Origin of the sequence: Paenibacillus piscarius (assembly GCF_022234545.1) — a bacterium.
Taxonomy (GTDB): Bacteria; Bacillota; Bacilli; order Paenibacillales; family Paenibacillaceae; genus Paenibacillus_AQ; species Paenibacillus_AQ piscarius.
Genome location: NZ_JAIEUI010000002.1, coordinates 260,392 through 286,226 on the forward strand (window position 1 = coordinate 260,392; position 25,835 = coordinate 286,226).

Sequence of the window (25,835 nt, forward strand, 5' to 3'; positions counted from 1 at the left end):
ATGCTGAACATCCGCAAATCCGCCTTACTGTTCTTGCTCATGCCGCTCCTCAGCTCCTGCAGCGGACCCGATGCCGGAAGTGAGCCGGTATACCGCATTCAGTCCGGCCGCGATCTGAATCTCCTTACGGTAAGCGACATCCATTATCTGTCCCCGCACCTCACGGATAAGGGGGCGGCCTTCCGCCAGTTCCTGGCGGCGGGAGACGGCAAACAGCTGGAATACAGCAGCGAGATGCTGGAGGCCCTCCGCTACGATGCCGGGCTGCGCAGGCCGGATGCTGTTATTATCAGCGGAGATCTCAGCAACAACGGTGAAGAAGCCAGCCACAAGGAGCTGGCCGGACAACTGAAGAAGCTGGAGCAGGAGAGCGGAACCCGGGTCTATGTGATTCCCGGCAATCACGATATCCGCAATCCCTGGGCGCGGAGCTTCAAAGGCAGACGGCAATATCCCGCGGATAACGTAACCGCTGGAGAGTTCCGCCGGATCTATGACAGCTTCGGCTACGGGGAAGCCCTGGTGGCGGACAAGGACTCGCTCAGCTATCTGGCCGCCCCGTCGGATGAGCTGTGGCTGCTCATGCTGGACACTGCGCAGTATGAGCATAACCAAGCGCTGGGCCATCCCCAGCTTGAGGGCAGAGTGAGCGCAGATACGCTGGAATGGATCGGTACCTGCGGACGCATGGCGGCAGAGCATGGCGCACAGCTCATTGCCGTGATGCATCATAGCCTGATGAATCACAGCCGCTTCATTCCGGAGGGCTTCACGGTTGAGGATCATACAGCGGTTATAGACGCTCTTGTAAAGAATGGCATCCGGTTAGTGTTCAGCGGCCACATTCATATGCAGGACATCAGTTCATCCAATCAGGACGGCAAGCTTGTCTATGATATCGCAAGCAGCGCATTGTCTGTGTATCCTCATGAATACGGCCTGCTGCACTATTCCTCCGCCGGCCGGACACTCGATTACAGCACCGCCAGACTCGGGATGGAGCCATGGGCTGCGGCTGCGGGGATTACTGATCCGAAGCTGCTGCATTTCAATGATAACAGTGAGCAGGAGTTCCGTATACGTTCAGCGGGGTGGGACATGCCGGAGAATAACCAGCGCTTGCATGTCCAGCTGGCGGAGCCGTGATGTTTGAATAACTGGAAATAGGTGTAAAATAGACAGGTACACTTACACCATTGCTGAGGAGATGATCATTTTGTTCAAACGCATGGATGAGATTATGATTGAGATCCCCGAGGTTGAGAAGCCGGACCCGAATGCAGCGGCAGCCGTACAGGAGCTGCTCGGCGGCAAATTCGGTGAAATGTCAACCCTTAACAATTACCTGTATCAGTCCTTCAACTTCCGGTCCAAGGACAAGCTGAAGCCCTTCTATGATCTCGTAATGAGCATCACCGCAGAAGAGCTGGGCCATGTTGAATTGGTCTCCCATGCTGTGAACAAATGTCTAAGAGGCTCAACGGCTTACAAGAAGCCGGACGCCTCGCCGCTGGAATCCGCCAAGGATGCGCGGCTCTCTTATCACTTCCTGGCCGGAGCCCAGGGGGCCATGCCTTTCGATTCCATGGGTAACCCATGGACCGGAGCGAATGTGTTCAACAGCGGCAATCTCGTGGAGGATCTGCTGCATAACTTTTTCCTGGAGTGCGGGGCAAGAACCCATAAGATGAAGGTCTACGAGATGACTGACCATCCTGCGGCCCGTGCCGTCGTCGGCTTCCTGCTGGTCCGCGGAGGCGTACATGTGGTGGCTTATGCCAAGGCGCTGGAGATCGCTACAGGGGTCAATGTGACCAAGCTGGTGCCGATCCCTTCCCTCAGCAACAAAGCCTTCAGTGAAGCACACAAATATGAAGAGAAAGGCGTTCATACCAAGCTGTACACCTGGAGCGACAAGGATTTCGGCTCGATCGACCAGATCTGGAAGGGCACCCATCCGGAGGACGGGCTTCCGCTGGAGGTCATTAAGGGGGCGCCTGAGGGGGTTCCGATTCCTGCAGCCCCTGAATCCAAAGAAGAATTCGCACCGGGAATCTCCGAGGAGGAATTCAAGGAAATTGCCAAGCGGCTCAAAATGGCCGGAAATATTAAAGACTAAGGGTACACAAAAGCGGATGCTCCAGCAGCCAGTATATGACTGCCGGAACATCCGCTTCGTTGTGCTATCATTACAGCTGCGGTCTAAGCAGCAGTGAGGTGCTGGCGGCTTCCCGCCCGTTGACCAGCAGCGTGATCCGGTGCTCTCCGGGATAGTGCTTGCGCGTGGTCAGGTCGGCCCAGCGGTGGGTGCGGGTGCCGGTCAGTCTGGAGCCACCGGGGACAGTTCTGTCAGACAACAGAAAGAGCTTGCGTGAGGTCTGGCCTCTGGCCTTCACGAAGTCGATCCCGTATTCGACGCGGATGCGGACAGACTCACCCTCCCGGACAGTGAGGGCATACCTCAGCTCACAGCTATCCCCGATGTGCAGTCCGTCCGGGTCAATGGCGATGACCGCTGCGGATACCAGCGGAGCCCCGCTCTCCTCCGGAGCATAGCCGAACAGCGCCATAATCTCCGGGTCCGCCTTGCGGATCAGCGAGCGGCAGCCATGCCGGACTATCCAGTCGGTATGGGCATTGCTGCCCATCCAGCGGCGGGCGGTGTCCCGGACAATATCCGGGTGATCCTTCGCGATATCGTTCAGGTTGTTGGCAACACTCTTGCGCACATAGAGCGACGGGTCCGCCTTCAGCTTCTCCAGCACCGGCAGCACCGGGGACGGATCGCGCTTGAACATCGGCAGCGCCTGGCCCCACGGGAGTCTTGGACGACTGCCTTCGCTGGCGAGCCGCCGCACATGCTCACCCGGATGCTCCGCCCAGACCAGCATCCGGGCCATTGTCCGCTGCGGATCACGCAGCAGGAACGGCCGGACGGCGAACTCGGCCGATGATTTCGGCGTGAACCGCTCCAGTGCTGCCATGGAGAGCTCGAAGTGCTCCTCCCTTCCGCCGAAGACTTCCACGAAATCGGGGAAGAACAGATAAGGAAATCCCACACACTCCTCATCTATCGCATACATGATCTCCAAGGCCTCTTCATACCGCTGGGGCAGGAAGCTGCCCAGGGTCTCCGTAATCCGCCGCATCCTGCCCTTCAGCTCCAGCGCCTCCCAAGACTCCTTCATTACTGCCGCAACGAAGCGCTCCGGTTCAAACGGAGGGTAGGCAGCCTGAACCTTCATGCCGAAGCCGCGCAGAAATTCCTGGTTGTACATTGCTTTTAACGGTTCCGCCATTTCTTAATTCCTCCTGATCACTTGGGCTTACCCCAGTTGTGAGAACAGCATACCACACCAAACCGGACAGCCTGGTGTCATGTTCCCGGGGATATTGCTGCCGGGCGGTGTCTAAACGGTTTTTCCATATTTTCAATAACCAGAAATCTATTTTCAAAACGATCCGCCTGTCGTAGAATAGGATGTAAATTGCTCGGACGAACCATCCGCAGAAAGGACTTAGACTCTTGCCACAGACCCTTGCCAAAAATATTGATTTCTTCGTTGCCGCCCTCTCACAGACCTACGTGTCTGCACTCCAGCTTGATCCTGACGGAATGTATGCACAGGTTGGTGCAGGGGTGGTCGAGAAATTCTCCGACGACTATGTTAGACTGAAACGCTATGACGGCACCACCTCTCACTACGCCCGGGACATTACGAAATTTCAGCGCAACCAAGCCTAAAGACCGTTTTGTCCTGCAAGGCCATGCTCCAAACCTGCCTCTCCAAAAACACAGATCCCGGAGCCGCTCTGGGGTCCTGTTTGCGTGGATCGCGGCAAATTTTTAACGTGTGCATTTCATTAAACTATTGACTTGCCGCAGTTCGCGGACTACACTGAAATCGTTAACAATTCCATATACCCGGAGCGAAGCTATGATTACCATTAAGGATATTGCCCGCGTTGCCGGTGTATCCCATACGACCGTATCCCGGGCACTGAACGGCAATCCGCTGATCAAGAAGGCCACCCGGGAGCGGATCGAACGGATCGCCGCCGAAATGAATTATGTACCGAATTACAGCGCCAAGAGTCTGGTTACCAAGCGTTCCTTCACCATCGGACTATTCTTCTCCAGCATCGAGCAGGGAACGTCCGCCAGCTTCCTGGTGGATGCCATCAAGGGCATCACGCATATCCTTGACGAGAATTACAATCTGACGGTGAACGGGATCGACAGTGTGCAGCATTTCAGTAATATCCTGCCCCAGCGCTTCGACGGCATTCTGGTCATGAGCCAGAGCGACGAAGACAATGCTTTTATCTACCATGTTAAAAAGACGGGCATTCCGCTCGTAGTGCTGAACCGCCAGCTGGAGGACCCCGGAATTATGAATGTGGTCGCCAACGACCGCGAGGGCGTAAAGGAAGCCATTGACTATGCCGTGTCTCTGGGACACAGCAGGCTTGCTATTGTGGAAGGCAAGTCCGGCTTCAAGTCCGCTAGTGAGCGCAAGCAGGGCTTCATGGACAGCCTGATTGCCGGAAGACTTGCCCTGAATCCCGATTATTTCGCCTCAGGTGACTACAGCATCGAGAGCGGATATGAGGCCATGGGCCGGCTGCTGGAGCTGGAGGAACGGCCTACGGCGGTCTTCTGCTCCAACGATGATATGGCAATCGGAGCGATGAATGCCTGCTACGCCCGCAAGGTTCGTGTACCGGAGGAGATCTCGCTGATCGGCTTCGACGACATTATGTTTGCAAGATATACGAATCCTGCCCTGACCACGGTCCGCAAGCCGGTTGCCGAGATCTGTGAGCTTGGGGCCGCTATGCTGATCCAGTTGCTTCAGCAGCCGGAGACCCCGCCGCAGCAGCTGTTCGTCAAGACCTCACTGGTCGTCCGCGATACCGTTGCCGGAGTGTAGCGGAGCAGCCTGAACTACAGGCCGTTATTTTCTGCAGATACGGAATTCCTGCTGGAATCGGGGAATATCCGTATTCAGCTTAAAATAAAATGTTAACGTGTGCAATTTATCATTGTATTCTTAAAGGAGATTATGACCACTATGACAAACCGTTTATCCAGAAGCACTCACCCGGAGCTGACTCTGCATCCTGAACGGATGATCCAATTCGGCGAAGGCAATTTCATGCGCGCTTTCGTCGACTGGCAGCTGCAGCAGATGAACAATCAGGGCCTATTCAACGGAAGCGCCGTGCTGATCCAGCCGATCGCCCAGCACACCGGAGGGGTAGCCGATCTCATGGCCGAACAGGATTATCTCTACACCGTGCTGCTTAACGGCATCATGGATAACGAGACGGTGAACTCCCGCGAGATTATCGGCTCGGTCAGCCGGGTGATCAATCCATATACCGATTATGAGGCTTATCTCGCATTGGCGGAGAACGATGAGCTGGAGTTCATCACCTCGAACACCACGGAAGCGGGCATTGCCTATCTTCCCGGCGACCGCGCTGACGGCGCGCCTCCGGTCAGCTTCCCGGCCAAACTGACCGCTCTGCTCCACCGCCGGTATGAGCTTGGCAAACAGGGCTTCGTCATTATTCCCTGCGAGCTGATTGACCGCAACGGCGAGAAGCTGCAGGAGATTGTGGAGCGCTACGCGGCTGACTGGAACCTCGGCGAGGGCTTCCTGCAATGGCTGAGGGCGGAGAACACCTTCTGCTGCAGCCTGGTGGACCGCATTGTGCCCGGCTACCCGCGTGAGCAGGCCGCTCAGCTGGAGTCGGAGCTGGGCTATCTCGACAAGGTGATGGTAACTGCCGAGCCTTTCCTTTTCTGGGTGATTGAAGGGCCGGAATCGCTTGCAGAGCGGCTACCGCTGGCCAAGGCGGGACTGAATGTCGTGGTTACCCCTGATATGACGCCATACCGTGAGCGCAAGGTGCATCTGCTGAACGGTCCGCATACCGCCATGGTTCCGCTGGGTCTGCTGGCCGGGTTAGCCACGGTTGAGGATGTGATGAATGACGGGGCATTCTCCCGTTATGTGAAGGAGTTAATTGAGGAAGAGCTGATTCCGATGCTCGATCTGCCTGCGGATGCGCTGCTCTCTTACGCGGGTGCCGTACAGGAGCGGTTCCGCAATCCGTTCATCCGTCATGAGCTGACCTCCATTCTGCTTAACAGCATCTCCAAATTCAAAGCCCGTCTGCTGCCGGTAATGCTTCGCTACCAGCAGGAACGCGGCAGATTGCCGGAGCGGATCACCCTGGCCCTCGCCGCCCTGCTGCTCGCCTACCGGGGAGACCGCATCGCCCGGCAGGACAGCGCCGAGGTGCTGGCGGCATTCGATCAGGCTTGGAGCCAGCCGGACAGCTTCGTGAATACCATTCTGGCCGACATCAGCCTGTGGGGCCAGGATCTGACCCTGCTGCCGGGCTTGCCGGCAGCCATCGCCGCCCATCTGCAGCAGCTTGAACGGGAAGGCTCCCGGGCAGCATTGCAGCAGCTAGTCGGCTGAACGATTACCAATTTATTATAGGAGGGACAACATGAAGAACTTAATGAAAATGAACCCGAGAGATACGGTGGCGGTAGCACTGCGCCCGATTACGGCCGGAGAAGAGCTGACGGTGGACGGGCTTGATCTGCGGGCTGCACAGGATATTCCGCAGGGCCACAAGATTGCACTGACAGACTTCAATGTGGAAGATGTCATTACCAAGTACGGCTACCCCATCGGCCATGCCACAGAGCCAATTGCTGCAGGCGACTGGATTCATACGCATAATATCAAGACCAACCTGGTTGGCGAAGAAGAATATGAGTATGTGCCGGATGTGCATCAGGTAACCTATCCACGCCGCGACCTGACCTTCCAGGGCTACCGCCGGGCAAACGGCAAGGTTGGCATCCGCAATGATCTGTTCATCATTCCTACGGTAGGCTGTGTGAACGGCATTGCCGAGCAGATGATCCAGGAGTTCAAGGCCGAGCATCCCGACCTGGGCGGGTTCGACAACCTGACGGTGTTGAAGCATCCTTACGGCTGCTCCCAGCTCGGCGATGACCACCGCATGACCCGCAGCATCCTGCTGGATGCCGTGAATCACCCCAATGCCGGCGGCGTGCTCGTCTTCGGCCTTGGCTGCGAGAACAACATCGTCTCCGAATTCCGCACTATGCTAGGGGATTATGATGAAACGCGGGTCAAATTCCTGGTAGCCCAGGAAGTCGGCAATGAGCTGGAGGCCGGGCTGGTGCTGCTTGAGGAGCTGTATGAAGCTGCGAAGGACGATGTCCGTGAGCCGGTGCCGCTCAGCGAGCTGAACATCGGCCTAAAGTGCGGCGGCTCTGACGGGTTCTCCGGCATTACGGCCAATCCGCTGCTGGGTGCCTTCTCCGATTTCATTATCTCCCAGGGCGGCACTTCGGTGCTGACTGAGGTGCCGGAGATGTTCGGTGCCGAGAAAATGCTCATGGCCCGCGCCGAGAGCCGCGAGGTCTATGAGGATATCGTGTCGCTGATCAACAACTTTAAGCAGTATTTCCTGTCTTACGGGGAGCCCGTGTATGAGAACCCTTCGCCAGGCAACAAGGCCGGCGGCATCAGCACGCTGGAGGACAAATCTCTCGGGTGCACCCAGAAGGCCGGAACGTCACCTGTAGTGGATGTCTTGCAATATGGCGTGAAGCTACGCAAAAAAGGGCTGAGCCTCCTCCAGGCCCCCGGCAACGATCTGGTGGCCGCCTCTGCGCTTGCCGCTTCGGACTGCCAGCTGGTACTGTTCACCACCGGGCGCGGCACACCGTTCGGCAGCTTCGTGCCTACGGTGAAGGTGGCGACGAATAACGAGCTTTTTGCCAAAAAAGGCCACTGGATGGACTTCAACGCCGGTCCTCTGCTGGAAACGCCGATGGAGCAGGTGCTGGAGGAATTCATTACTTATATCATTGATGTCGCCAGCGGCAAGAAGACCCGGAACGAGCAGAATGAAGTGCGTGAGCTGGCTATTTTCAAAACGGGCGTTACCTTATAGGCCTTATTCTAATTCATTTAAAGGGAGATCCTATCCATGTTTCTAAACGAAAACTTCATGTTATCCGGCGAAACAGCACAGAAGCTCTACCACAATCACGCCAAAACCATGCCTATCATCGACTACCACTGCCATCTGGACCCGCGCGAAATCTATGAGGACCAGCCGTTCAAGAATCTGACTGCCGCCTGGCTGTATGGTGACCATTACAAATGGCGGCTCATGCGGGCTAACGGGGTGCCTGAATCGCATATTACCGGAGACGCCTCTGACTACGACAAGTTCCTGGCCTGGGCCCGCACGCTTCCCAAGGCTGTCGGCAATCCGCTCTACAGCTGGACCCATCTGGAGCTCCGCCGCTTCTTCGGGGTGGATGAGCCGCTGAACGAGGCCTCTGCCCCGGCGATCTGGGAGAAGGTGAACCGGAGACTCGCTGAGCCCGGCTTCACCCGGCGCGGTCTGATCCGCAGCTCGGGGGTCAAGGTGATCTGTACCACCGATGATCCGGCGGATACGCTGGAGTATCATAAGCTGCTTAGAAGCAGCGAGACGGCCTTCCGTGTGTTCCCGACCTTCCGCCCCGATAAGGCGCTGAATATCGATGCTGACGGATTCACAGACTGGATCGGCAAGCTGGAACAGGCTGCGGGCCGGCAGATTCAGACCTATGCTGCGCTGCTGGAGGCGCTCCAGAGCCGCGTGGAGTTCTTCCATGAGAACGGCTGCCGCCTGTCCGACCATGCGCTGGATGTGCTGCGTTATGAGGCGGGTGAACCGGAGGCTGTCGAGGCGGTGTATGCCAAAAGACTGCAAGGCGCAGAGCTGTCGCCGCAGGAAGTCACCCTCTACCGGACCGAGCTCCTGACAGCGCTCATCGGCTTCTACCATGACAAGGGCTGGACGATGCAGCTGCATCTTCATGCCTTCCGCAACAACAATACGCCGATGTTCCGGCAGCTCGGACCGGATACCGGTTATGACGGCATCAACGATCTGCCGCTGGCCGCCGCGCTGTCCCGGCTGCTGAACCGGGCTGAGAGCGGCAGCGGTCTGCCCAAGACCATTCTGTACTCGCTGAATCCCGGCGATTACCCTGCTCTTCTGGCTCTGCTGGGCTGCTACCAGAAGGATACCCCCGGCAAGCTCCAGCTCGGCTCCGGCTGGTGGTATAATGATACGTACAGCGGAATGCGCCAGCAGTTGACCACACTTGCCGAAGGCAGCCTGCTGGGCAACTTCGTCGGGATGCTGACGGATTCCCGCAGCTTTCTCTCCTATACCCGGCACGAATATTTCCGCCGGGTGCTGTGCGGGCTGCTCGGTGAACTCGCTGACCGCGGTGAAGCACCGGATGACCTTGAGCTTCTGGGCGCCATGGTTGAGGATATCGCCTACAACAATGCCGCCCGCTATTTCGGCTTCGAGACCGCCGGCAGCGAAGCAGCCGGGCTTACCGTCTAGCCGGAGGGATACGGATGATGCCGACTCTCTATATCGCTGGTGATTCTACCGCTGCCCGGAAGAGCGGCGGTGAATGGCCAATGGCCGGATGGGGTGAATACCTGCATGAATATGTCCGTCCGGAGCTGCGGATCGAGAACCGGGCGGTGAACGGCCGGAGCACCCGGTCCTTCCTGGCCGAAGGCAGGCTTGCCGACATGGAACGCGACTTCCACGCCGGAGACTTCCTGCTGATCCAGTTCGGCCATAATGACCAGAAGCTCGAAGATCCGGCCCGGTATTCGGAACCGCATACGGACTACCGCCTGAATCTGAAGGTCTTCATCGATTCCGCCCGCAGCCGCTGCGTGCTCCCCCTGCTGCTGACTCCGGTGAGCCGACGCCGCTTCACGGGAGACGGCGAGCCTGACCCGGAGGCTGTCGGCCTGTATCCCCAGGTGATGCGTGAGGTGGCCGCAGAGACCGGGACGCCGCTGCTCGATCTGTTCGCTTCCTCCCAGCAGCTCTACCGGGACTTGGGTGTCGAAGCTTCCAGGGGGCTGTTCCTGCATCTCGCGCCGGGAGAGCGGCCCAACTACCCGGACGGCATTGCGGATAACACACATTTCTGCACCGGCGGAGCGGGACGCATCGCCGCACTCGTGGCTGAAGCACTCGCCCGGTGTGCGGTGCTCACGGCGCTGCACCCTTATCTGCGGATCAAGGGATGAGTATGTCAGATCACACAGTCACAGGAGGTTTTCAGTATGAGTGTTCCGTTTCAACTGGGCGTGCGCGCCCATGACTTCAACTACTGTCCGCTGCCGGAGCTGATCGGCAAGCTGCGGGCCCACGGCTTTCCGGCGATCCAGTTTGCACTGCATAAATCATTCCCGGAGAGCGTGACGGAGCTGTGTGCACTTAGCCCCGGCGCGGCTGCGTACTATGGGGATGCCTTCAGGCAGGCGGGAATTAAGATTGCCGTGCTCGGCTGCTATGTGAACATCATCGATCCTGATCCTGCCAAGCGCACGCAGGCGCTGAACGAATTCAAGACGCAGCTGCGGCTGGCCCGTGACTTCGGGGCAAGCCTGGTCGGTACGGAGACGGGCAGCTTAGGGGATGGATACACAGAGGATAATTTCACGGAAGAAGCTTTTGGGCAAGTGGTGGAGTCGGTGAAGGCCATGGTTGCGGAGGCGGAGCGCTTCGGGGTCACCGTCGGCATTGAAGCGGGTGTTAACCACCCGCTTTATACGGCTAAGCTGGTCCGGCGGCTGCTGGATGAAGTGCAATCGAACAACCTGCAGATTATCCTGGATGTCGCGAATCTGATGACGCCGGAGAATTACCTGCAGCAGGAGCAGATTGTAGAAGAGGCCCTGGAGCTGCTCGGCAACCGGATCGCTGTTCTGCATCTGAAGGACTTCACGGTGCAGGACGGCAGAATTGAGATCGTTCCCGCCGGACAGGGACTGATGAATTTCGCGCCGCTGCTCCGCTATATGAAGTACAAGCGTCCGCATCTCCAGGGTCTGCTGGAGAGCACTCCAGAGGAGGAGCTGCGGGACAGTGTGCAGTTCCTGCGGAACCTGTATAACGAGCTATAGAATCTGGACCACCCGCCCGTATATAGCGGCATCTGTTATCATGAGGGGCACTTAGTGCTCCTCATTTGCTAGGTTGAGCCGCATTCGGCGTTATGAGACTTGCACCAGCACATTGTGTTCGGTTTCTCGCCTACATTCCGCCCACACTCCCAGTAACCTAGTCATTGTATTCGCTTTTCCACATACATCCGGTCCGCTCACCCCCGTACAGCCCCATTATATACTGTTTTTCACATACATTCGGCCCCACGCACCTGTCGATTGTATACTGTTTTCTACATACATTCTCCACAGCCCGCGCACCTCGCACTTCGCACCTGTCAATTGTATTCGCTTTCCCGCATACATCCCGCCCATGCATCCCTCGCACTCCGCCCATCCCCCCACCAAACAACACAAAGCCCCGGACCATATCGGCCCGGGGCAACAAGATTATGACTTAAAAGCTTGCGCCGACACGTACACGAACCGCTCCGCTCTCGCCATCATATGGAACTTCTGCTCCGGGAAGTGGCGGTACAGGTAGTCTACGAAGTAGCCCGGATTCTCGGCGTTTCCGGCGAACAGGTCATAGTGCAGCGGAACGACGGTCTCGAAGCCGCTGGTGGCCGCGAACTCTGCCGCTTCCCGGTAATTCATATTGCCGACAATGTGGCGGGTGTTGCGGTAATAGTCGCGGCCGTTGATCGGCAGCAGCGCCAGGTCGATGGTCCGGCTGCCGATCTCTTCAATCAGCTCCGGGAACAGCACAGTGTCTCCGGCATGATACAGCGTGACCCCGTTCAACTCCAGGATATAGCCGACATACTTGGGATTGCCCTGTTCATCACGGTCCAGCTGCTCATGCGCTGCCATCACCGGGTATACCTTCAGTCCGTGCGCGGGCTCTGCCGCCTGTCCAGGCAGCGCAGCAGCCAGGCGCTCCTTGCCGATTCCCAGCTCCTGCAGCCGCTCCAGGCAGACGGCCGGAGCCATGAACTGTGCGCCTGGATTATGTCCGGCCAGCACAGGCAGCGCCTCTTCATCCAGATGATCCGAATGATCATGGGTGATGAGGCAGACCTCCATATTGGTAATATCCTCAGGTCCGGCCGGCGGCGGGAAGGTGCGGTCCGGGTTCGTCGAGACATAAGGATCAATATAGACCGTCACCTCCGCCCCTTTAACGATGACGCTGGCTTGTCCCAGGAACCAGACGGCTACACAGCCATAGGGCACCTTGGTGGCCCGGACTTCTTCAATCAGTTCTTGTCCTGCAAATGGCATATCAGCATACTCCCTTCCTGTCTTCTCTATCAAACTCTATCGCATAACCGCCCTGTCCGCAAATGTTGTCTTCAGAACCCCTGCCTGAATCACAGCTCTCCGCCATGATTATTCTTTACAATGCTGCCTGAACCGCCTTGCCACTATACAACAGATTCATTATAGATGTAGTATATTAGGGTATTTATTACCGACTGGAGGAAACATCGACCATGAGCAGGATTGCCAAGACCCCAGCACCGCCTTATTATGCAGTGATTTTCACATCGGAACGGACAGACGGAGATCAACGTTATGCGGAGATGGCCGAGGAAATGGTGCAGCTCGCCGCCACACAGCCAGGCTTCCTCGGAATGGAGAGCGCCCGGGAGGGCGTGGGGATTACTGTGTCCTACTGGGATTCTCCGGAAGCCATACGGCAATGGAAGCGGAATGAGCGGCATCTGGTCGCCCAGCGCCAAGGGATCGAGGAATGGTATCAGTCTTATAAGACAAGAGTGTGCAAGGTGGAACGGGATTATGGCTTTGAGAAGTAGCTTCCTCCCGGCCTTGTTACCAATGCCAATTGATGGGTACAATTATTAAATAGTGTGACTACAACAGGACAGGTAAAGGACAGGTGACAGTATGCAGAACTACGGATTCGCCAGAGTCGCGGCTGCTTCCCCGGAGCTCCGGGTGGCCGACTGCGTCTTCAATGCAGAACAAATTATTGAAGTGATTAAGACCGCATACGCCCAGGAGGTGGAGTACCTGGTACTCCCTGAGCTGTGCATAACCGGCTATAGCTGTGCGGACCTGTTCCTTCAGCCACGGCTACAGGACGCCGCCGTAGAAGCGCTGCTGCGGATCACGGCCGCAACGGTGGAGCACCAGATGATTGTAATTGCCGGACTGCCTCTCTCTATCAAAAGCCGGCTGTTCAACTGCGCAGCCGTCATCCAGCAGGGCCGGATTCTCGGAATTGTGGTCAAGACCTGCATTCCCGGTTACAGCGAATTCTATGAGCCGCGCTGGTTCGCAGGCGCGGAGGAGCTGGAGACAGACGAGGTGCGGATCGGTGAAGCCAGCGTGCCGGTGGGCAATGATCTGATCTTCGCCTGCAAGGGGAACCGGAATCTCTCCTTCGGCGTCGAGATCTGCGAGGATCTCTGGGTGCCGGTACCGCCCAGCAGTCTGCTGGCCCAGGCCGGGGCGACGCTGCTGTTCAACCCGTCAGCCAGCAATGAGCTGGTCGGCAAGGCCGATTACCGCCGCCAGCTCGTAAGCAGCCAGTCCGCCTCCTGTGTGGCCGGTTATGTCTATGCAAGCTGCAATACCGGCGAATCAACCACCGATGTCGTCTTCGGCGGGCACTCGCTGATCGCGGAGAACGGACAATTGCTGGCTGAATCGGAGCGCTTCACCCATGAGAGCCGGATGGTCACCGCTGATATTGACTTACCGCGCCTTCAGTATTCCCGCACTGTGATGGGCACGTTCCGGGCCGGCAAGGGCGGCCGCAATTACCGCGAGCTGCTCTACGCTTCGCCAGCCAGCGGCAGCAGCCGCCGCGCGCTGAAGCGTACAGTGGGCGTCAACCCGTTCGTGCCGGGCAATCCGCTGCAGCGGGACGAACGCTGCCAGGAGATCCTCTCGATCCAGACCTCCGGCCTGATGAAGCGTGTCCGCCACATCGGGACCAAGCAGGCGGTCATCGGCATCTCCGGGGGGCTGGATTCCACGCTGGCGCTGCTGGTCGCCGTCCGCGCCATGGAACGCCTCGGGCGTCCGGCCAGCGATGTGCTGGCGGTCACGATGCCCGGCTTCGGCACGACAAGCCGAACCTACGACAATGCTGTCGGCTTGATTAAGGCGCTGGGTGCCTCGCTGATGGTCGTTGACATCAAGGCAGCCTGTCTCCAGCATTTTGCGGACATTGGCCACAACCCTGAGGTGCATGACCTGACGTACGAGAACGTACAAGCCCGCGAGCGCACCCAAATTCTGATGGACCTCGCCAACAAGAACGGCGGCATCGTCATCGGCACCGGCGACCTGTCAGAGCTCGCCCTCGGATGGTGCACTTATAACGGCGACCATATGTCCATGTACAGTGTGAATTCCGGCATTCCGAAGACGCTGATCCAGTATGTGGTCGCCTGGTATGCGGATCACGAAGCCGATGAGACAGTGGGCAAGCTGCTCTACAGCATCATCGAGACCGGAATCAGCCCTGAGCTGCTGCCGCCTTCGGCGACGGGGGAGATTGTCCAGCTTACCGAGAACATTCTCGGACCTTACATTGTGCATGACTTCTTCCTGTATTACATGCTGCGCACAGGAGCCTCCCCCGGCAAAATGCTCTATCTCGCCGAGCACGCCTTCGGCGGTGCCTATCCCAGAGAGCAGCTGATCGCCTGGCTGAAGGTGTTCGTTACCCGCTTCTTCACCCAGCAGTTCAAGCGCTCCTGCCTGCCGGACGGGCCGAAGGTAGGTACGGTCAGCCTCTCGCCGCGCGGCGACTGGCGGATGCCAAGCGATGCCTCGGCGGCGCTGTGGCTACAGGAAATTGAAGAATTGTAGTTTCTAATAACAGCAAAGAGGCGTCCCCCATCATCACAGGATGATCGGGGACGCCTCTTCTTCAATCCTCTGCCTCACTCATATCCAATCAATCATACACATTATCAAGGATCAGCACGTCATCGCTGCCGAACGGGGTCTGGATCGTCACCGTATCCCCGGGACAGGCCAGAATCAGCCCCCGTCCCATCGGAGACCAGAGCGAGATACAGAATTCATCCAGCTCCGCTTCCCCGGGAATCACAATCCGGTACGCATCCTTCAGCGTCTCCTGGCCGATGCGCAGCGACACCCGCGACCCGACCAGCACCATTGAGCACTGAAGCGGCACGTCATCACCGGCCAGAATCTGCTCTACCGTCTCCTGGTACCTCCGAATCATCGCCTGTACCTCGGCCCGCTCTGCCGGCGACTCCCAGGTTCCCCTGTCCAGAATAGCGAATTTATGCTCATCAAGATAGACCAGTTGCTGTACAAGTTCCTCGCGCAGTGAAATCGTCTTGAGACTATGGCTCATAGTAGATTTCACCTACCTTCTTCATCAGGTCATGCCCGAAAACACGCTTGTTCCTGCTCATAGCCCTCATTCCTCCCAAATAGTAAAATAGATCCCGCGTGGGGATCTACTCTCTATGATAGCATCTTTCCAGAGAAAGACAATCTCATGGACAAGGGAGAAATTACCGGAATTCAGTGCTTCGCAGAATGGTTCGAAGCCCCGGATGAAGCAGCGGCTGCACGGCTGTACATCTGCTGGTCCTGCAGCCGGATCAGCACCTTGCCGAACCGTCCGCCCTGACGGATAACCACCTTCCCATCCGGATAAGCGGTGTGCAGATGATCTTGTACAATCTTGCGGACAGTATCACTATCATCCAAATGGTGTAAAGGCAGCATCTCCAGCACTTCAGCAAACGCTGCTTCCGGGCCGGCCTCTTTACTTTTGGCTTCCCGGGATATAATGGATTCGTAGCTATACCCCTTCAGATACAGCAATTGCAGCAGATAGGCCATATCTGACGATTCCGCATGTACCTCACGGCCGGTCAGAAGCGGCAGTACTTCATTCATCAGACTATGCTCCTGCACCCCTGCCGACATGCTGATATAACAATACTGCCGGGCACAGCTAATCACCTTCTCCGCACTCTCCCAATCGAAGACCGCCGGACACATGGACACGAAGACCAGATCGAAGGCGTTCAGCCAGCCCCGGGCAGCAATATCGATGTCCTCGAACGCTTCGCGCACCAGCTCAACCTGTCCGGGAGCTGCTCCGGCAGTGTTCTCCAGAAACAGCTCCGATAAGGGAACATTAGGCTCTACCGCTGTAACCTTAGCCCCTCTCTTGGCAAAAGGCACCGTGAAGCCGCCCGAGGCCGCTCCCACGTCCAGCACAGTAAGGCCGTTAAAGTCCACCCCCTGGCCTTCCATCCAGGTAATGATCCGCTCGCTTCGCTCCCGCCCGGCACTGCTGAATACCTCCTCATTGAACACCTTCGCCTTATGGTCGAAGCTTGTGTGCGGGTTCATGCCCATCGCCTTGAACTTGTTGGCCATCGCCTTGGGGTCCTCCTGCCAGGCCTTCTCCCATACCGCTGCATCAAATAATCCATTATTCATCTCTGATTCATCCTCTCTTTAATACAGACTTAACAGACTCTGAATATCCTCAATACGCCCGGCAAAAACGGCGTTACCGCCCATAGAGAGACGGTAGCCGTTTCGGCGGGAACCACGCAGAATACAGCCCGGCACCCGTTCATACCGACATGACCACATTTCATCCGCCAGTTCTTACTGCTGCCATGCCCGCATCTTATCCGCCAGCTCAGACATCATCTTGCTCCGCAGATAGTCCTCCATCTGCCCTTCGGCCTTGACCATCTCCTGCTGGATCAGGCACTCGCTGGGATGATCCAGAGTGCAGTCGAACAGCGAGGCCGTGCCTTCGATGGCATGGATGATATCCAGGAAGGAGATTTCTTCCCCTTTGCGCCGCAGGCGGTACCCGCCGTTCGCCCCGGAGGCGGACTCGATAAGTCCTGCCTTAACCAGCTTAGTCAGGATCTTGGACAAGTAGGTAGGAGATACATTCTGGCGGTCGGCCAGCTGCTGGACCCCTATCGGCTTATCTGGTGTGTGCGCAACCAGGAACAGCATCGTGTGCAGCGCGTAGTTCGTCGCTTTCGAATACTTCATGTCTTTGCCACCTTACGAATAAGCTTTACTTCGAATTATAGACTTCATTTGTCTATAATATATTTTATCTCCCGGAAATGCAAGTGCAGTTAAAAGCAAATCTGTATTCCCCGGAGCCGAGTGTAATCTTAACGGCCTGTGCCAGCTGTTCGGCGGAATGAATCCCACGGACCTGCTCAAGCGGCTGTCCGGCCGCCATTGCGCTCTCCGATACTTCCGCCAGCAAAGCGTCAGGCAATAGCACCGTAGCTGTGGTATTCGGGGGAATAACAGCGGTCAGCTCCATGCGCCCGGAGCTAAGCACCCATTCGGAGCGGATCAGCCCGTACATCGATTCCAGTCCGGCGGCAGCCGAGGTCAGTCCGCCTCCCGGATGCGGCTGGATCACGAACTGCTTGTAGCCCGGCACCTCCTCTGTCTGCTCGATCCCCGCCACATGGCGGTACAGGAAATCACCAATTGCCCCGTAAGCATAATGATTGAACGAATTCATGGATGCACTCCAGAAGCTGCCGTCCTCCTTAATCCCGTCCCAATGCTCCCAGATCGTAGTAGCCCCGCGGGTAATTGGATACAGCCAGGACGGATAGTCCGTCTGGAGCAGCAGCTTGTAGGCAGCATCATAACGGCCTGCCTCCGCCAGCACCAGATTTAAGTATGGCGTCCCGACGAAGCCTGTAGTCAGATGGTAATTACTCGCTTCCAGCAGTGCGATCAGCCTTGCAACAGTTCGATCCTTCACTTCCCCCTCCACCAGTCCGAACATTAACGCCAGCACACAAGCTGTCTGGGTAGCTGGGCCTTCCGGTCCCGCCGGTAGGATATACGTCAGGTTGAACGCATCCTTGATCCGGCTATGCAGCTGTGAGTATTCCTGCACGTCTTCTGTCCATCCCAGCACCTGCGCCGTCTTCGCCAGCAGCTGGACCGAATAGGCATAGAAAGCCGTTGCAATATAGCTCTTGTCTGTCGCACCAACGTGACTGTCCGGCTTGCTATCCAGTCCCAGCCAGTCGCCAAAGTGGTTGCCGGTATTCCACAGCAATCCCCCGCTTCCCTCGCGGCGGATATACTCCACCCAGCCCTTCATGCTGCTGTACTGCTGCTCCAGAATCCGCTTGTCGCCGTAGCATTGGTAGATTGTCCATGGACAGATAACCGCCGCATCGCCCCAGGCCGCTGAGGAATGGGCCTCCTCCCCCAGCACCTGCGGAATCACGTAAGGAACGCCGCCGTCCTCCCGCTGGTCAGCAGACAGATCCTTAAGCCATTTGCTGAACAAAGGTGCTACATTCATCAGATACGCTGCCGTACGGATGAACATCTGCGCGTCGCCGGTCCAGCCGAGCCGTTCATCCCGCTGCGGGCAGTCGGTTGGCACATCGACGAAATTCCCTTTTTGCCCCCAGAGGATGTTGTGCTGGAGCTGATTCAGCAGTGCATTGGAGCTGGTAAAGGTGCCGGTCGGCTCCATATCCGAATGTAACACCACACCTGTGAAATTCTGCAGATCCAGCGTGTCCGGGAAGCCAATCAGCTGGACATACCGGAAGCCCTGGAAGGTAAAACGCGGCTGGAAGCTCTCCCGCCCCCCGCCTCCGGCGATATACGTAACGGTCTGCCGGGCTGTCCGCAGGTTATCGGTATATACATTTCCCTGCTGATCCAGTACCTCGAAATGGCGCAGCTGATATTCCTGTCCGGCCGCGCCTGCCACGGTGAACCGCAGCCAGCCGACCATATTCTGCCCCATATCCAGCACCGTCTCTCCGGCCGGGGTGCGGATGAGGGCGGCAGGGGCCAGTTCCTGGACCGCCCTGACCGGAACATTCTCCTGGGCAAGCAGAGTATCTTTGGTATACGGAAGAATCTCGGCCGCTGTCCACAGCGTGTCATCATAACCCGGCGTGCTGAAGCCGTGCTGCGCAAGCCGGGCATCGTAGGTCTCGCCGTGATACAGCTCCGACATCAGCAGCGGGCCGGGCAGTACCTTCCACTGCGGGCCGGTCCCTATGATCTGCTCTGTGCCGTCCTCATAGGTAAGATGAAGCTGCATCAGCAGCGCCGTCCGAATGCCATAGATATGCTTCTGATGCTCCCAGCCGAGATTCCCTTTGTACCAGCCGTTCCCGAGCCAAGCACCGGCCGCGTTGTCCCCCGCTCTCAGCAACGGAGTGACATCATACGTCTGGTATTGCAGGCGGTGGCTGTAGCTGGTCCACCCGGGTGTCAGATAAGCATCGCCGACCCGTTCACCATTCAGCTCCAGCTCATACAGCCCGAGACTGGTCACATAGATTCGGGCACGGGCAACCGGCCGGTCCACCCGGAAGCTCCCGCGCAGCAGCGGGCATTGCTCTGCATCTTCCGCAAGGCAGGCCAGAGGAGCCGTAATCCATTCCGCCTGCCACTCCTCCGGTGAGAGCAGCCCCATCTCCCACCAGGCCGCACCGGACCATTCCGTGGGACGGTCGTGCTGGTCCCATATTTTAACCCGGTAGTAGTAACGCCCCCTGGACTTCAACTCCAGCTCCTTCAGCTCCATATGCAGGGAGTCCCCGGACTCCACTCTGCCCGAATCCCACCATACATTCGTGAATTCCGCCCCGTCTGCCACCTGCAATTGGTACGCCTGCTGCATCACATCCCGCTCATCCGCCCGCACCTGCCAGCTGATTCTTGGACTCAGTGTATCCAGCCCCAGCGGATTCTCCTTGTATTCCACACGCAATTTGTGAACAGTGATCATGGTCTCCACCCGCCCTATTCTAAGATTGGCCTTATACATAGGAAACGCATTCCATTCCAATTATAGAACCCCCGATTGCCCCTGTAACCTGTATAATAGGAAAGAGTCACTATTCCAGCAACACAGAAAGGTAGTCCTATGATTAAAGTTCAACACCTGAGCTTCTCCTTCCCGCACAAGGAGCTCTACAATGACATTTCGTTTACACTCGAAGAAGCGCAGCATTGCGCGTTTATCGGAACCAGCGGCAGCGGAAAAAGCACCCTGATCGACATTCTCATGGACCGGGACAGATATCTGTTCGACGGCAGCGTTGAGGTGGAGCCTGGCTGCACCATGGGGTACGTTAGCCAGTTCGCCAAGCCGGACCTGTCTCCGGACACCACCGTGTTTGAATATATAGCCGGACCCTTCCTCCAGCTTCAGCATGAAATACAGCTCATCTGCACCGAGATGGAGACTTCGGCAGAGATTGAGCCGCTGCTGGAGAAGTATCAGCTAGCTCTTGACGCTTTGGAGGCATTGGGCGGGGATGATTACGAGAGTATCATTCACAAGCAGCTCAATCTGGCTGACCTGATGAAGCACAGGGACCTTAAGGTCTCCGGCCTGAGCGGCGGGGAATTCAAGCTGGTGCAGGTCATGAAGGAGATGCTGACCCATCCCGACGTCCTGATTATGGATGAGCCGGATGTATTCCTGGACTTCGAGAACCTGAACGCGCTTAGGCAGCTGATTAATGCTCATAAGGGAATCCTGCTGGTTGTAACGCACAACCGTTATCTGCTTAACCATTGTTTCAACAAAATCATTCACCTCGAAAATAAGGAGCTTCAGGAATTCGACGGCCGCTATCTGGAGTACAACCTCTCCCTGCTTCAGACGAAGATCGAGCTGCAGGAGCTGGCCCTCGCCGAACAGGAAGAGATTGAGCGTAACGATGTAATCATCGATAATCTCCGGGCAATCGCAACCTATAATGCCGAAGCCTCCAGAGGACGGGCGCTGAAGGCGAGAGTGAAGTTCCAGGAAAGGCTGGAAGCCCGCCGGATCAAAGCACCATTCGTTGCGATTAAGCAGCCGCAGATTCATTTCGGCTTGGAGCATGAGCCGCAGGACGCTGACGCTCCTGTTGTGACGGTCCAGGATTACCGGGCCGCCTTCGATGAGCTGCTGCTGGACAAGGTTAGCTTCGAGATGAAGGCTAATGATAAAATCGCCCTGATCGGTCCCAACGGTACCGGGAAGACCACCTTGCTGCGCGATATTGCACGGGGCCGGCACGATGCTATAGCCTTCAGCCCGGATGCCACAGTTGCTTATCTGTCCCAGCTTCAAGGCGAGGTGCTGAACGATTCCAACACTCTGCTCGAAGAATTCATCGAGGCCGGGATGGCTACGTATGATGAGATCCGCTTGCACCTGGCCGGCTACGGCTTCGAAGGCGAGACCCTGAACCAGCGGATAGCAGCCCTGTCGGGCGGCGAAAAGAATCTGCTGCAGCTGGCCAAGGTATCTGCGCTCAAAGCCAATGTCCTGTTGCTCGATGAGCCGACCAGCCATCTGGACACCTACACACAAATTGCACTGGACAAGGCGATCCGGGAGTACAAGGGTGCGGTGCTTATGATCTCCCATGACTTCTATTCCGTGGTCAACGGAATGGACTACGTGCTGATTATTGACGGGAAGACGGTCCGCAAGATGACGATCAAGAAGTTCAAGAAGATGATCTATGCCCGGCATTTCGACAAGGATTATCTGGAGCTGGAGCAGCAGAAGCAAGCGGCCGAAACCAGAGTAGAACTGGCGCTGAAGGAACACAATTTTGAGCTTGCCAAAAGTCTGGTAGTTGAGTTGGAAGAGCTGATTAAACGGATGTAAGTACGCGGGAACCGTGGTACATTAGAACACCTGACCCCAGTAATTATATGCTGTTTTCCGTATATATTCGGCCCATAAAAAAGGCCGCCAATTCCGGCAGGGTGTTGTGAAAACTCCCCTGCCGAAATGGCGGTCTTTTAGATGTGTATTAACCTGCCTTGACGGCAGATGTAGCCTAAGAATCAGGCAAAAGTCAAATGAACCGTATGAATCTCATAAGGCTTGAATTCAAGCCGGATGGCAGGTCCGTCCACCGTCTCCGCGTCCAGCGGCCGCTCCATCAGATCGCGCAGCTGCCAGGAGGAGACGCCATAATCACTGCTGACACCCGCTGTGCAGCGTGTGCCGGTATACTCATGCAGCCGGACGATGCATCCGCTTCCGTCCTCAGCCAGCTTTACAGCATCGATGGCAATGTTCGGAGCATCGCAAGTGATTAAGGATTTGCCGCTTCCGGCGGTATAGGCTCCTTCCACAGCCAGCAGCGGCTGGTTCAGTGCCCATGCTTCCTGTACCGTGCCTGCAGCCACCCAATCCCCTTCATGCGGCAGCAAGGCATACGTGAAGTGATGCTCACCCTGATCCGCAAGCCGGTCGGGGCTGGTGGCCGATTTGATCAGCGACAGACGCATCGTATGATCCTTAATGTCATAGCCGTATTTACAGTCATTCAGCAGGCTGACACCGTAGCCCCGCTCCGACAGATCCGCCCACTGATGGCCCACGCTCTCGAACCGTGCATAATCCCAGCTTGTATTCCAGTGCGTCGGACGCTTCACGTTGCCGAATTGGATATCATAAGTGGCTTCCGTCGCCCGCACAGCCACCGGGAATGCCGCCTTCAGCAGCTGATGCTGCTCATGCCAGTCTACGTAGGTCTCGAAATCAATCCGCGCGCTTCCGGCATACACCTTAACCTTCTGGATGATAGTAGAATCCATGTAGCTCCAGATGAATTCCAGCACCGCCTGGAGCGGGCCGCATTCGGTCAGCTTGACGGAGCGCAGATCGTTGATGACCTGCATTTTCTCCTGATAAAATAAATCAATATCCCACGCATCGAACATCTTCGGCTTATCCTCGAACACCTGCAGCACATTGCCGCATTCGCGCGGTGCCAGCACCTCGCGTGCCGCGCTGCGGTCGAAGACCCGGCTCAGCTGTCCGTCCGCATTCCACTCCAGAATATAATAAGGAGTGGTTAGTGTGGAATCCTGCCAGCGGAACGGAACCGAGGGTTCTGGCTGAGCGGCTTCGGAATCGTGAGGCTCAGCGGCAACAATCACTGTACTGCCCATCGCCGGAACCGCTGCTGTCTCCACCAGCCACTGTCCGCCGGAGCGCTGTGCGTTCAGCCGGTTGCCTTCGGCATCCGTCCAGACGGCGTTCTCTGCATCGTGAGGCACAGTTGCCAGCCGGGGAGCGGTGAAGAAGGCGCTGTTGAACAGCGTATATTCGGTGCGCAGCGGGGCTTGTGCTGGAGAGAGGCCAGCTTGTGACACAGGCGAACCCTCGGCAGACGCCACAGGGAGACCGGCATGCGCGGCAGGTGAATCCGCAGACGGCAGACCGACAAGCCCCTCCACCGCAGCCGTCCGCGCTGCCAGACCAAGCTGCTCCGCTTCGGCGTATTCTACCCGGGAATCCTGATACACCTCATGAATGGAGGAGCCGGGAATAATATCGTGGAACTGGTTGCGCAGAATGGTCTGCCAGCCTTCCTGCAGCGAGTCAGCCGGATACTGGTCCAATCTCCCGCTCTCCGCCGCCCAGAGCATCTGCAGCCATTCCGCTTCGCGGTAGAGCAGCTCCAGCTTGCGGTTCATTTTTTTATTATAAGCCTGGCTTGTATAAGTTCCCCTGTGGTATTCCAGATATAGCTCCCCGTCCCAGGTGTGCACATACTCTTCCGTAGCGTCGATCGTCTCATGAAGCCGCTCGAAGTACTCCGCTGCCCGGCCCGTCTTCACTTGGGGAAGACCCGGCATCGTATCCAGCCGCCGCCGCATCTCCAGCATCTCGCGGTTGACGCCGCCGCCCCCGTCCCCGTAGCCGTAGGACAGCAGCAGCTCGCGGTTCAGATTCTTGTCGCGGTACTGCTCCCAGATGCCCTGCACAGAGAAAGGCTCGATCAGCCCGTTATAGGTGTAATACCAGGCCCCCGATTCCGGGCCCTCCGGCGTCGTGATGAAGTGGGTCAGCACCTCGCTGCCGTCAATCCCTCTCCACTGGAATGTATCATGCGGCATCCGGTTGTACTGGCTCCAGCTGATTTTGGTGGTCATGAACGTGTCAATGCCCGACTTGCGCAGAATCTGCGGCAGCGCCCAGCTATAGCCGAATACATCCGGCAGCCACAGGTATTTGCAGTCCACCCCGAACTCCTCGCGGAAAAACTTCGTCCCGTACAGAATCTGCCGCACCAGCGACTCGCCGCTCGTCAGATTACAGTCTGCTTCCAGCCACATCGCCCCTCCGGCTTCCCAGCGGCCCTCTTCTACCCGCTCTTTAATCTCCTGATAAATCTCCGGGTAATCCTGCTTGATGTATGCATAGAGCTGAGGCTGGGTCTGCAAAAAAATGTACTCCGGGAACTCCTTCATCAGCCGCAGTACGGTGGAGAAGGAGCGGGCCGCTTTCTCCCGGGTGTGAGTTAAGCGCCATAACCAGGCCACATCAATGTGGGTATGGCCGATAGCGGTTACCGTCACCGGATGCTTCCGCTCCAGGCGGGCGAGGTCTGCGAGCAGGCTTGACTCGGCCTCCTGAACCGAAGTATAGAACGCCGCACTTCCGGGTTTGGACCAGTCCAGCCTGTTGAAGGCCTTGTTCAAGGCCGCCAGCAGCTCATGCTTCTCGGTCTGGCTGTCCGGAAGCTGCTTGATGGTCCCAAGCGCTGCCCGCCCGGTATAATAGAGGTTGTCGGCGGACTCATCCAGATAGGCCAGCTCTGCCCGTTTGATTTTGTGCTCCTGCGGAATCAGCTGGCCGTCGCCGTTCAGGCCTGACCATAAGCGGAAGGTGAAATCCAGCTCCCTGCCGGCCGCGTCATCTTCCAGGAACACCTCCTGATGGTTGGAATCCACCCCCTGATACGGCTTCCCGTCCAGGTAGAGCAGCGATTCGAACCCGCTGTTATTCCCCCCGCCGGTGCGCCCGAAATCGAACAGCCCGACAACACGCTTCCCCTGCCAGTCCGCTGGCACGGTTACCTTGCGGTGCAGCCACAGGTAGGCATCATAGCCGGTCCAATACTCCCCGGTCCGCAGCATCCTGCCCCCCTCAAGCGCAGGCGGATAAGCACCGTTCGCCCCTTCAAGATCTTCAGTAACTTGCCACTCCTCAAGAGTAAACTGCTCACGGTACCTGTACCCCGTAAGCTCCCTCAACCTCGCGCCAAGCTTTTCTTCTGTCCAGAACATTAACATTCTCCTCTCATGTTATAACACGTGTTATTACACGGGCAAAAGTGGTGGGCGGGCTGAGATCAGGCGCACTTATGCACCTCACTGGCTCGCCTAGCTCACTTACTTAAAGTAACTTTTCCAGGCAACTTCCAGCCGACTCAAAGGGATTTATCCCTCTCATTCCCGCGTCCAGCCCACTTTCATCCAACTCAAAGGGATTTATCCCTCTCATTCCCGCATCCAGCCCACTTTCAGCCGGGCCAGAGGGATTTATCCCTCTCATTCCCGTGTCCAGCCCACTTTCAGCCGACTCAAAGGGATTTATCCCTCTCATTCCCGCGTCCAGCCCACTTTCAGCCGACTCAAAGGGATTTATCCCTCTCATTCCCGCATCCAGCCCACTTCCAGCCGGGCCAGAGGGATTTATCCCTCTCATTCCCGCATCCAGCCCACTTTCAGCCGGGCCAGAGGGATTTATCCCTCTCATTCCCGTGTCCAGCCCACTTTCAGCCGACTCAAAGGGATTTATCCCTCTCATTCCCGCGTCCAGCCCACTTTCAGCCGACTCAAAGGGATTTATCCCTCTCATTCCCGCATCCAGCCCACTTCCAGCCGGGCCAGAGGGATTTATCCCTCTCATTCCCGCATCCAGCCCACTTTCAGCCGGGCCAGAGGGATTTATCCCTCTCATTCCCG

General features: G+C 57.2%; 20 protein-coding genes. 12 read left to right on the top strand and 8 right to left on the bottom strand.

Translation table 11 applies throughout. The features are described 5' to 3' along the window. Both K1558_RS04865 and K1558_RS04870 read left to right on the top strand, forming a co-directional pair. A complete protein-coding gene (locus K1558_RS04865; RefSeq protein ID WP_238650270.1) occupies positions 1-1,146 on the top strand; it encodes a metallophosphoesterase in 1,146 nt (381 codons plus the stop codon). A gap of 70 nt (positions 1,147-1,216) precedes the next feature. Further along, entirely contained in the window at positions 1,217-2,119 is a 903-nt protein-coding gene (locus tag K1558_RS04870) for a manganese catalase family protein (RefSeq protein ID WP_238650271.1), read from the top strand. Positions 2,120-2,189: 70 nt separating this feature from the next. Here K1558_RS04870 and K1558_RS04875 read toward each other — a convergent pair whose 3' ends face one another. Beyond that, complete coding sequence (locus tag K1558_RS04875) at positions 2,190-3,299, bottom strand: DNA alkylation repair protein (protein WP_238650272.1); 1,110 nt, start codon at positions 3,297-3,299, stop codon at positions 2,190-2,192. Positions 3,300-3,526: 227 nt separating this feature from the next. Here K1558_RS04875 and K1558_RS04880 point away from each other — a divergent pair, with 227 nt between their 5' ends. The 7 genes from K1558_RS04880 (at position 3,527) to K1558_RS04910 (ending at position 11,066) form a co-directional block, all read left to right on the top strand. After that, complete coding sequence (locus K1558_RS04880) at positions 3,527-3,745, top strand: hypothetical protein (RefSeq protein WP_238650273.1); 219 nt, start codon at positions 3,527-3,529, stop codon at positions 3,743-3,745. Between the two features lie 193 nt (positions 3,746-3,938). After that, positions 3,939-4,934 carry a LacI family DNA-binding transcriptional regulator gene (locus K1558_RS04885; protein ID WP_238650274.1) on the top strand — a complete coding sequence of 332 codons (996 nt, stop codon included), beginning with the start codon at positions 3,939-3,941 and terminating at the stop codon, positions 4,932-4,934. A gap of 141 nt (positions 4,935-5,075) precedes the next feature. Beyond that, the gene (locus tag K1558_RS04890) at positions 5,076-6,497 is read left to right on the top strand and encodes a tagaturonate reductase (protein WP_238650275.1); all 1,422 of its coding nucleotides are present in this window, start codon (positions 5,076-5,078) and stop codon (positions 6,495-6,497) included. Positions 6,498-6,528: 31 nt separating this feature from the next. Beyond that, positions 6,529-8,016 (top strand): UxaA family hydrolase, encoded by a 1,488-nt coding sequence (locus K1558_RS04895; protein ID WP_238650276.1) that lies wholly within the window; start codon positions 6,529-6,531, stop codon positions 8,014-8,016. A gap of 36 nt (positions 8,017-8,052) precedes the next feature. Then, positions 8,053-9,477, top strand: coding sequence for a glucuronate isomerase (gene uxaC, locus K1558_RS04900; RefSeq protein ID WP_238650277.1), 1,425 nt, complete (start codon positions 8,053-8,055; stop codon positions 9,475-9,477). Positions 9,478-9,491: 14 nt separating this feature from the next. Beyond that, positions 9,492-10,187, top strand: a complete 696-nt coding sequence (locus K1558_RS04905; RefSeq protein WP_238650278.1) for a rhamnogalacturonan acetylesterase — start codon at positions 9,492-9,494, stop codon at positions 10,185-10,187. Positions 10,188-10,223: 36 nt separating this feature from the next. Then, positions 10,224-11,066 carry a sugar phosphate isomerase/epimerase family protein gene (locus tag K1558_RS04910; RefSeq protein ID WP_238650279.1) on the top strand — a complete coding sequence of 281 codons (843 nt, stop codon included), beginning with the start codon at positions 10,224-10,226 and terminating at the stop codon, positions 11,064-11,066. 432 nt (positions 11,067-11,498) lie between these two features. On the opposite strand, the gene K1558_RS04915 is transcribed toward K1558_RS04910, so the two are convergent. Further along, complete coding sequence (locus K1558_RS04915) at positions 11,499-12,332, bottom strand: MBL fold metallo-hydrolase (RefSeq protein ID WP_238650280.1); 834 nt, start codon at positions 12,330-12,332, stop codon at positions 11,499-11,501. A 212-nt stretch (positions 12,333-12,544) separates the two neighbouring features. On the opposite strand from K1558_RS04915, the gene K1558_RS04920 reads away from it, so the two are divergent. Both K1558_RS04920 and K1558_RS04925 read left to right on the top strand, forming a co-directional pair. Further along, positions 12,545-12,868 (top strand): antibiotic biosynthesis monooxygenase family protein, encoded by a 324-nt coding sequence (locus K1558_RS04920; RefSeq protein WP_238650281.1) that lies wholly within the window; start codon positions 12,545-12,547, stop codon positions 12,866-12,868. 91 nt (positions 12,869-12,959) lie between these two features. Continuing rightward, entirely contained in the window at positions 12,960-14,897 is a 1,938-nt protein-coding gene (locus K1558_RS04925) for an NAD(+) synthase (protein ID WP_238650282.1), read from the top strand. Between the two features lie 88 nt (positions 14,898-14,985). On the opposite strand, the gene K1558_RS04930 is transcribed toward K1558_RS04925, so the two are convergent. The 4 genes from K1558_RS04930 to K1558_RS04945 all read right to left on the bottom strand — a co-directional run bounded on the left by K1558_RS04930 (position 14,986) and on the right by K1558_RS04945 (position 19,848). Next, positions 14,986-15,414 carry a GreA/GreB family elongation factor gene (locus K1558_RS04930; protein ID WP_238650283.1) on the bottom strand — a complete coding sequence of 143 codons (429 nt, stop codon included), beginning with the start codon at positions 15,412-15,414 and terminating at the stop codon, positions 14,986-14,988. A gap of 173 nt (positions 15,415-15,587) precedes the next feature. Then, a complete protein-coding gene (locus K1558_RS04935; RefSeq protein WP_238650284.1) occupies positions 15,588-16,520 on the bottom strand; it encodes a methyltransferase domain-containing protein in 933 nt (310 codons plus the stop codon). Between the two features lie 174 nt (positions 16,521-16,694). Beyond that, on the bottom strand, positions 16,695-17,099 hold the full coding sequence (locus tag K1558_RS04940; RefSeq protein WP_238650285.1) for an RrF2 family transcriptional regulator: 405 nt from the start codon (positions 17,097-17,099) through the stop codon (positions 16,695-16,697). 64 nt (positions 17,100-17,163) lie between these two features. After that, complete coding sequence (locus K1558_RS04945) at positions 17,164-19,848, bottom strand: glycoside hydrolase family 78 protein (RefSeq protein ID WP_238650286.1); 2,685 nt, start codon at positions 19,846-19,848, stop codon at positions 17,164-17,166. A gap of 138 nt (positions 19,849-19,986) precedes the next feature. On the opposite strand from K1558_RS04945, the gene K1558_RS04950 reads away from it, so the two are divergent. Next, complete coding sequence (locus tag K1558_RS04950) at positions 19,987-21,732, top strand: ABC-F family ATP-binding cassette domain-containing protein (protein WP_238650287.1); 1,746 nt, start codon at positions 19,987-19,989, stop codon at positions 21,730-21,732. A gap of 182 nt (positions 21,733-21,914) precedes the next feature. Here K1558_RS04950 and K1558_RS04955 read toward each other — a convergent pair whose 3' ends face one another. Then, positions 21,915-25,154 carry an alpha-mannosidase gene (locus K1558_RS04955; protein ID WP_238650288.1) on the bottom strand — a complete coding sequence of 1,080 codons (3,240 nt, stop codon included), beginning with the start codon at positions 25,152-25,154 and terminating at the stop codon, positions 21,915-21,917. 109 nt (positions 25,155-25,263) lie between these two features. After that, positions 25,264-25,835, bottom strand: a 572-nt coding sequence (locus tag K1558_RS04960) for a hypothetical protein (protein ID WP_420800404.1), incomplete at its 5' end; no start/stop codon positions are given.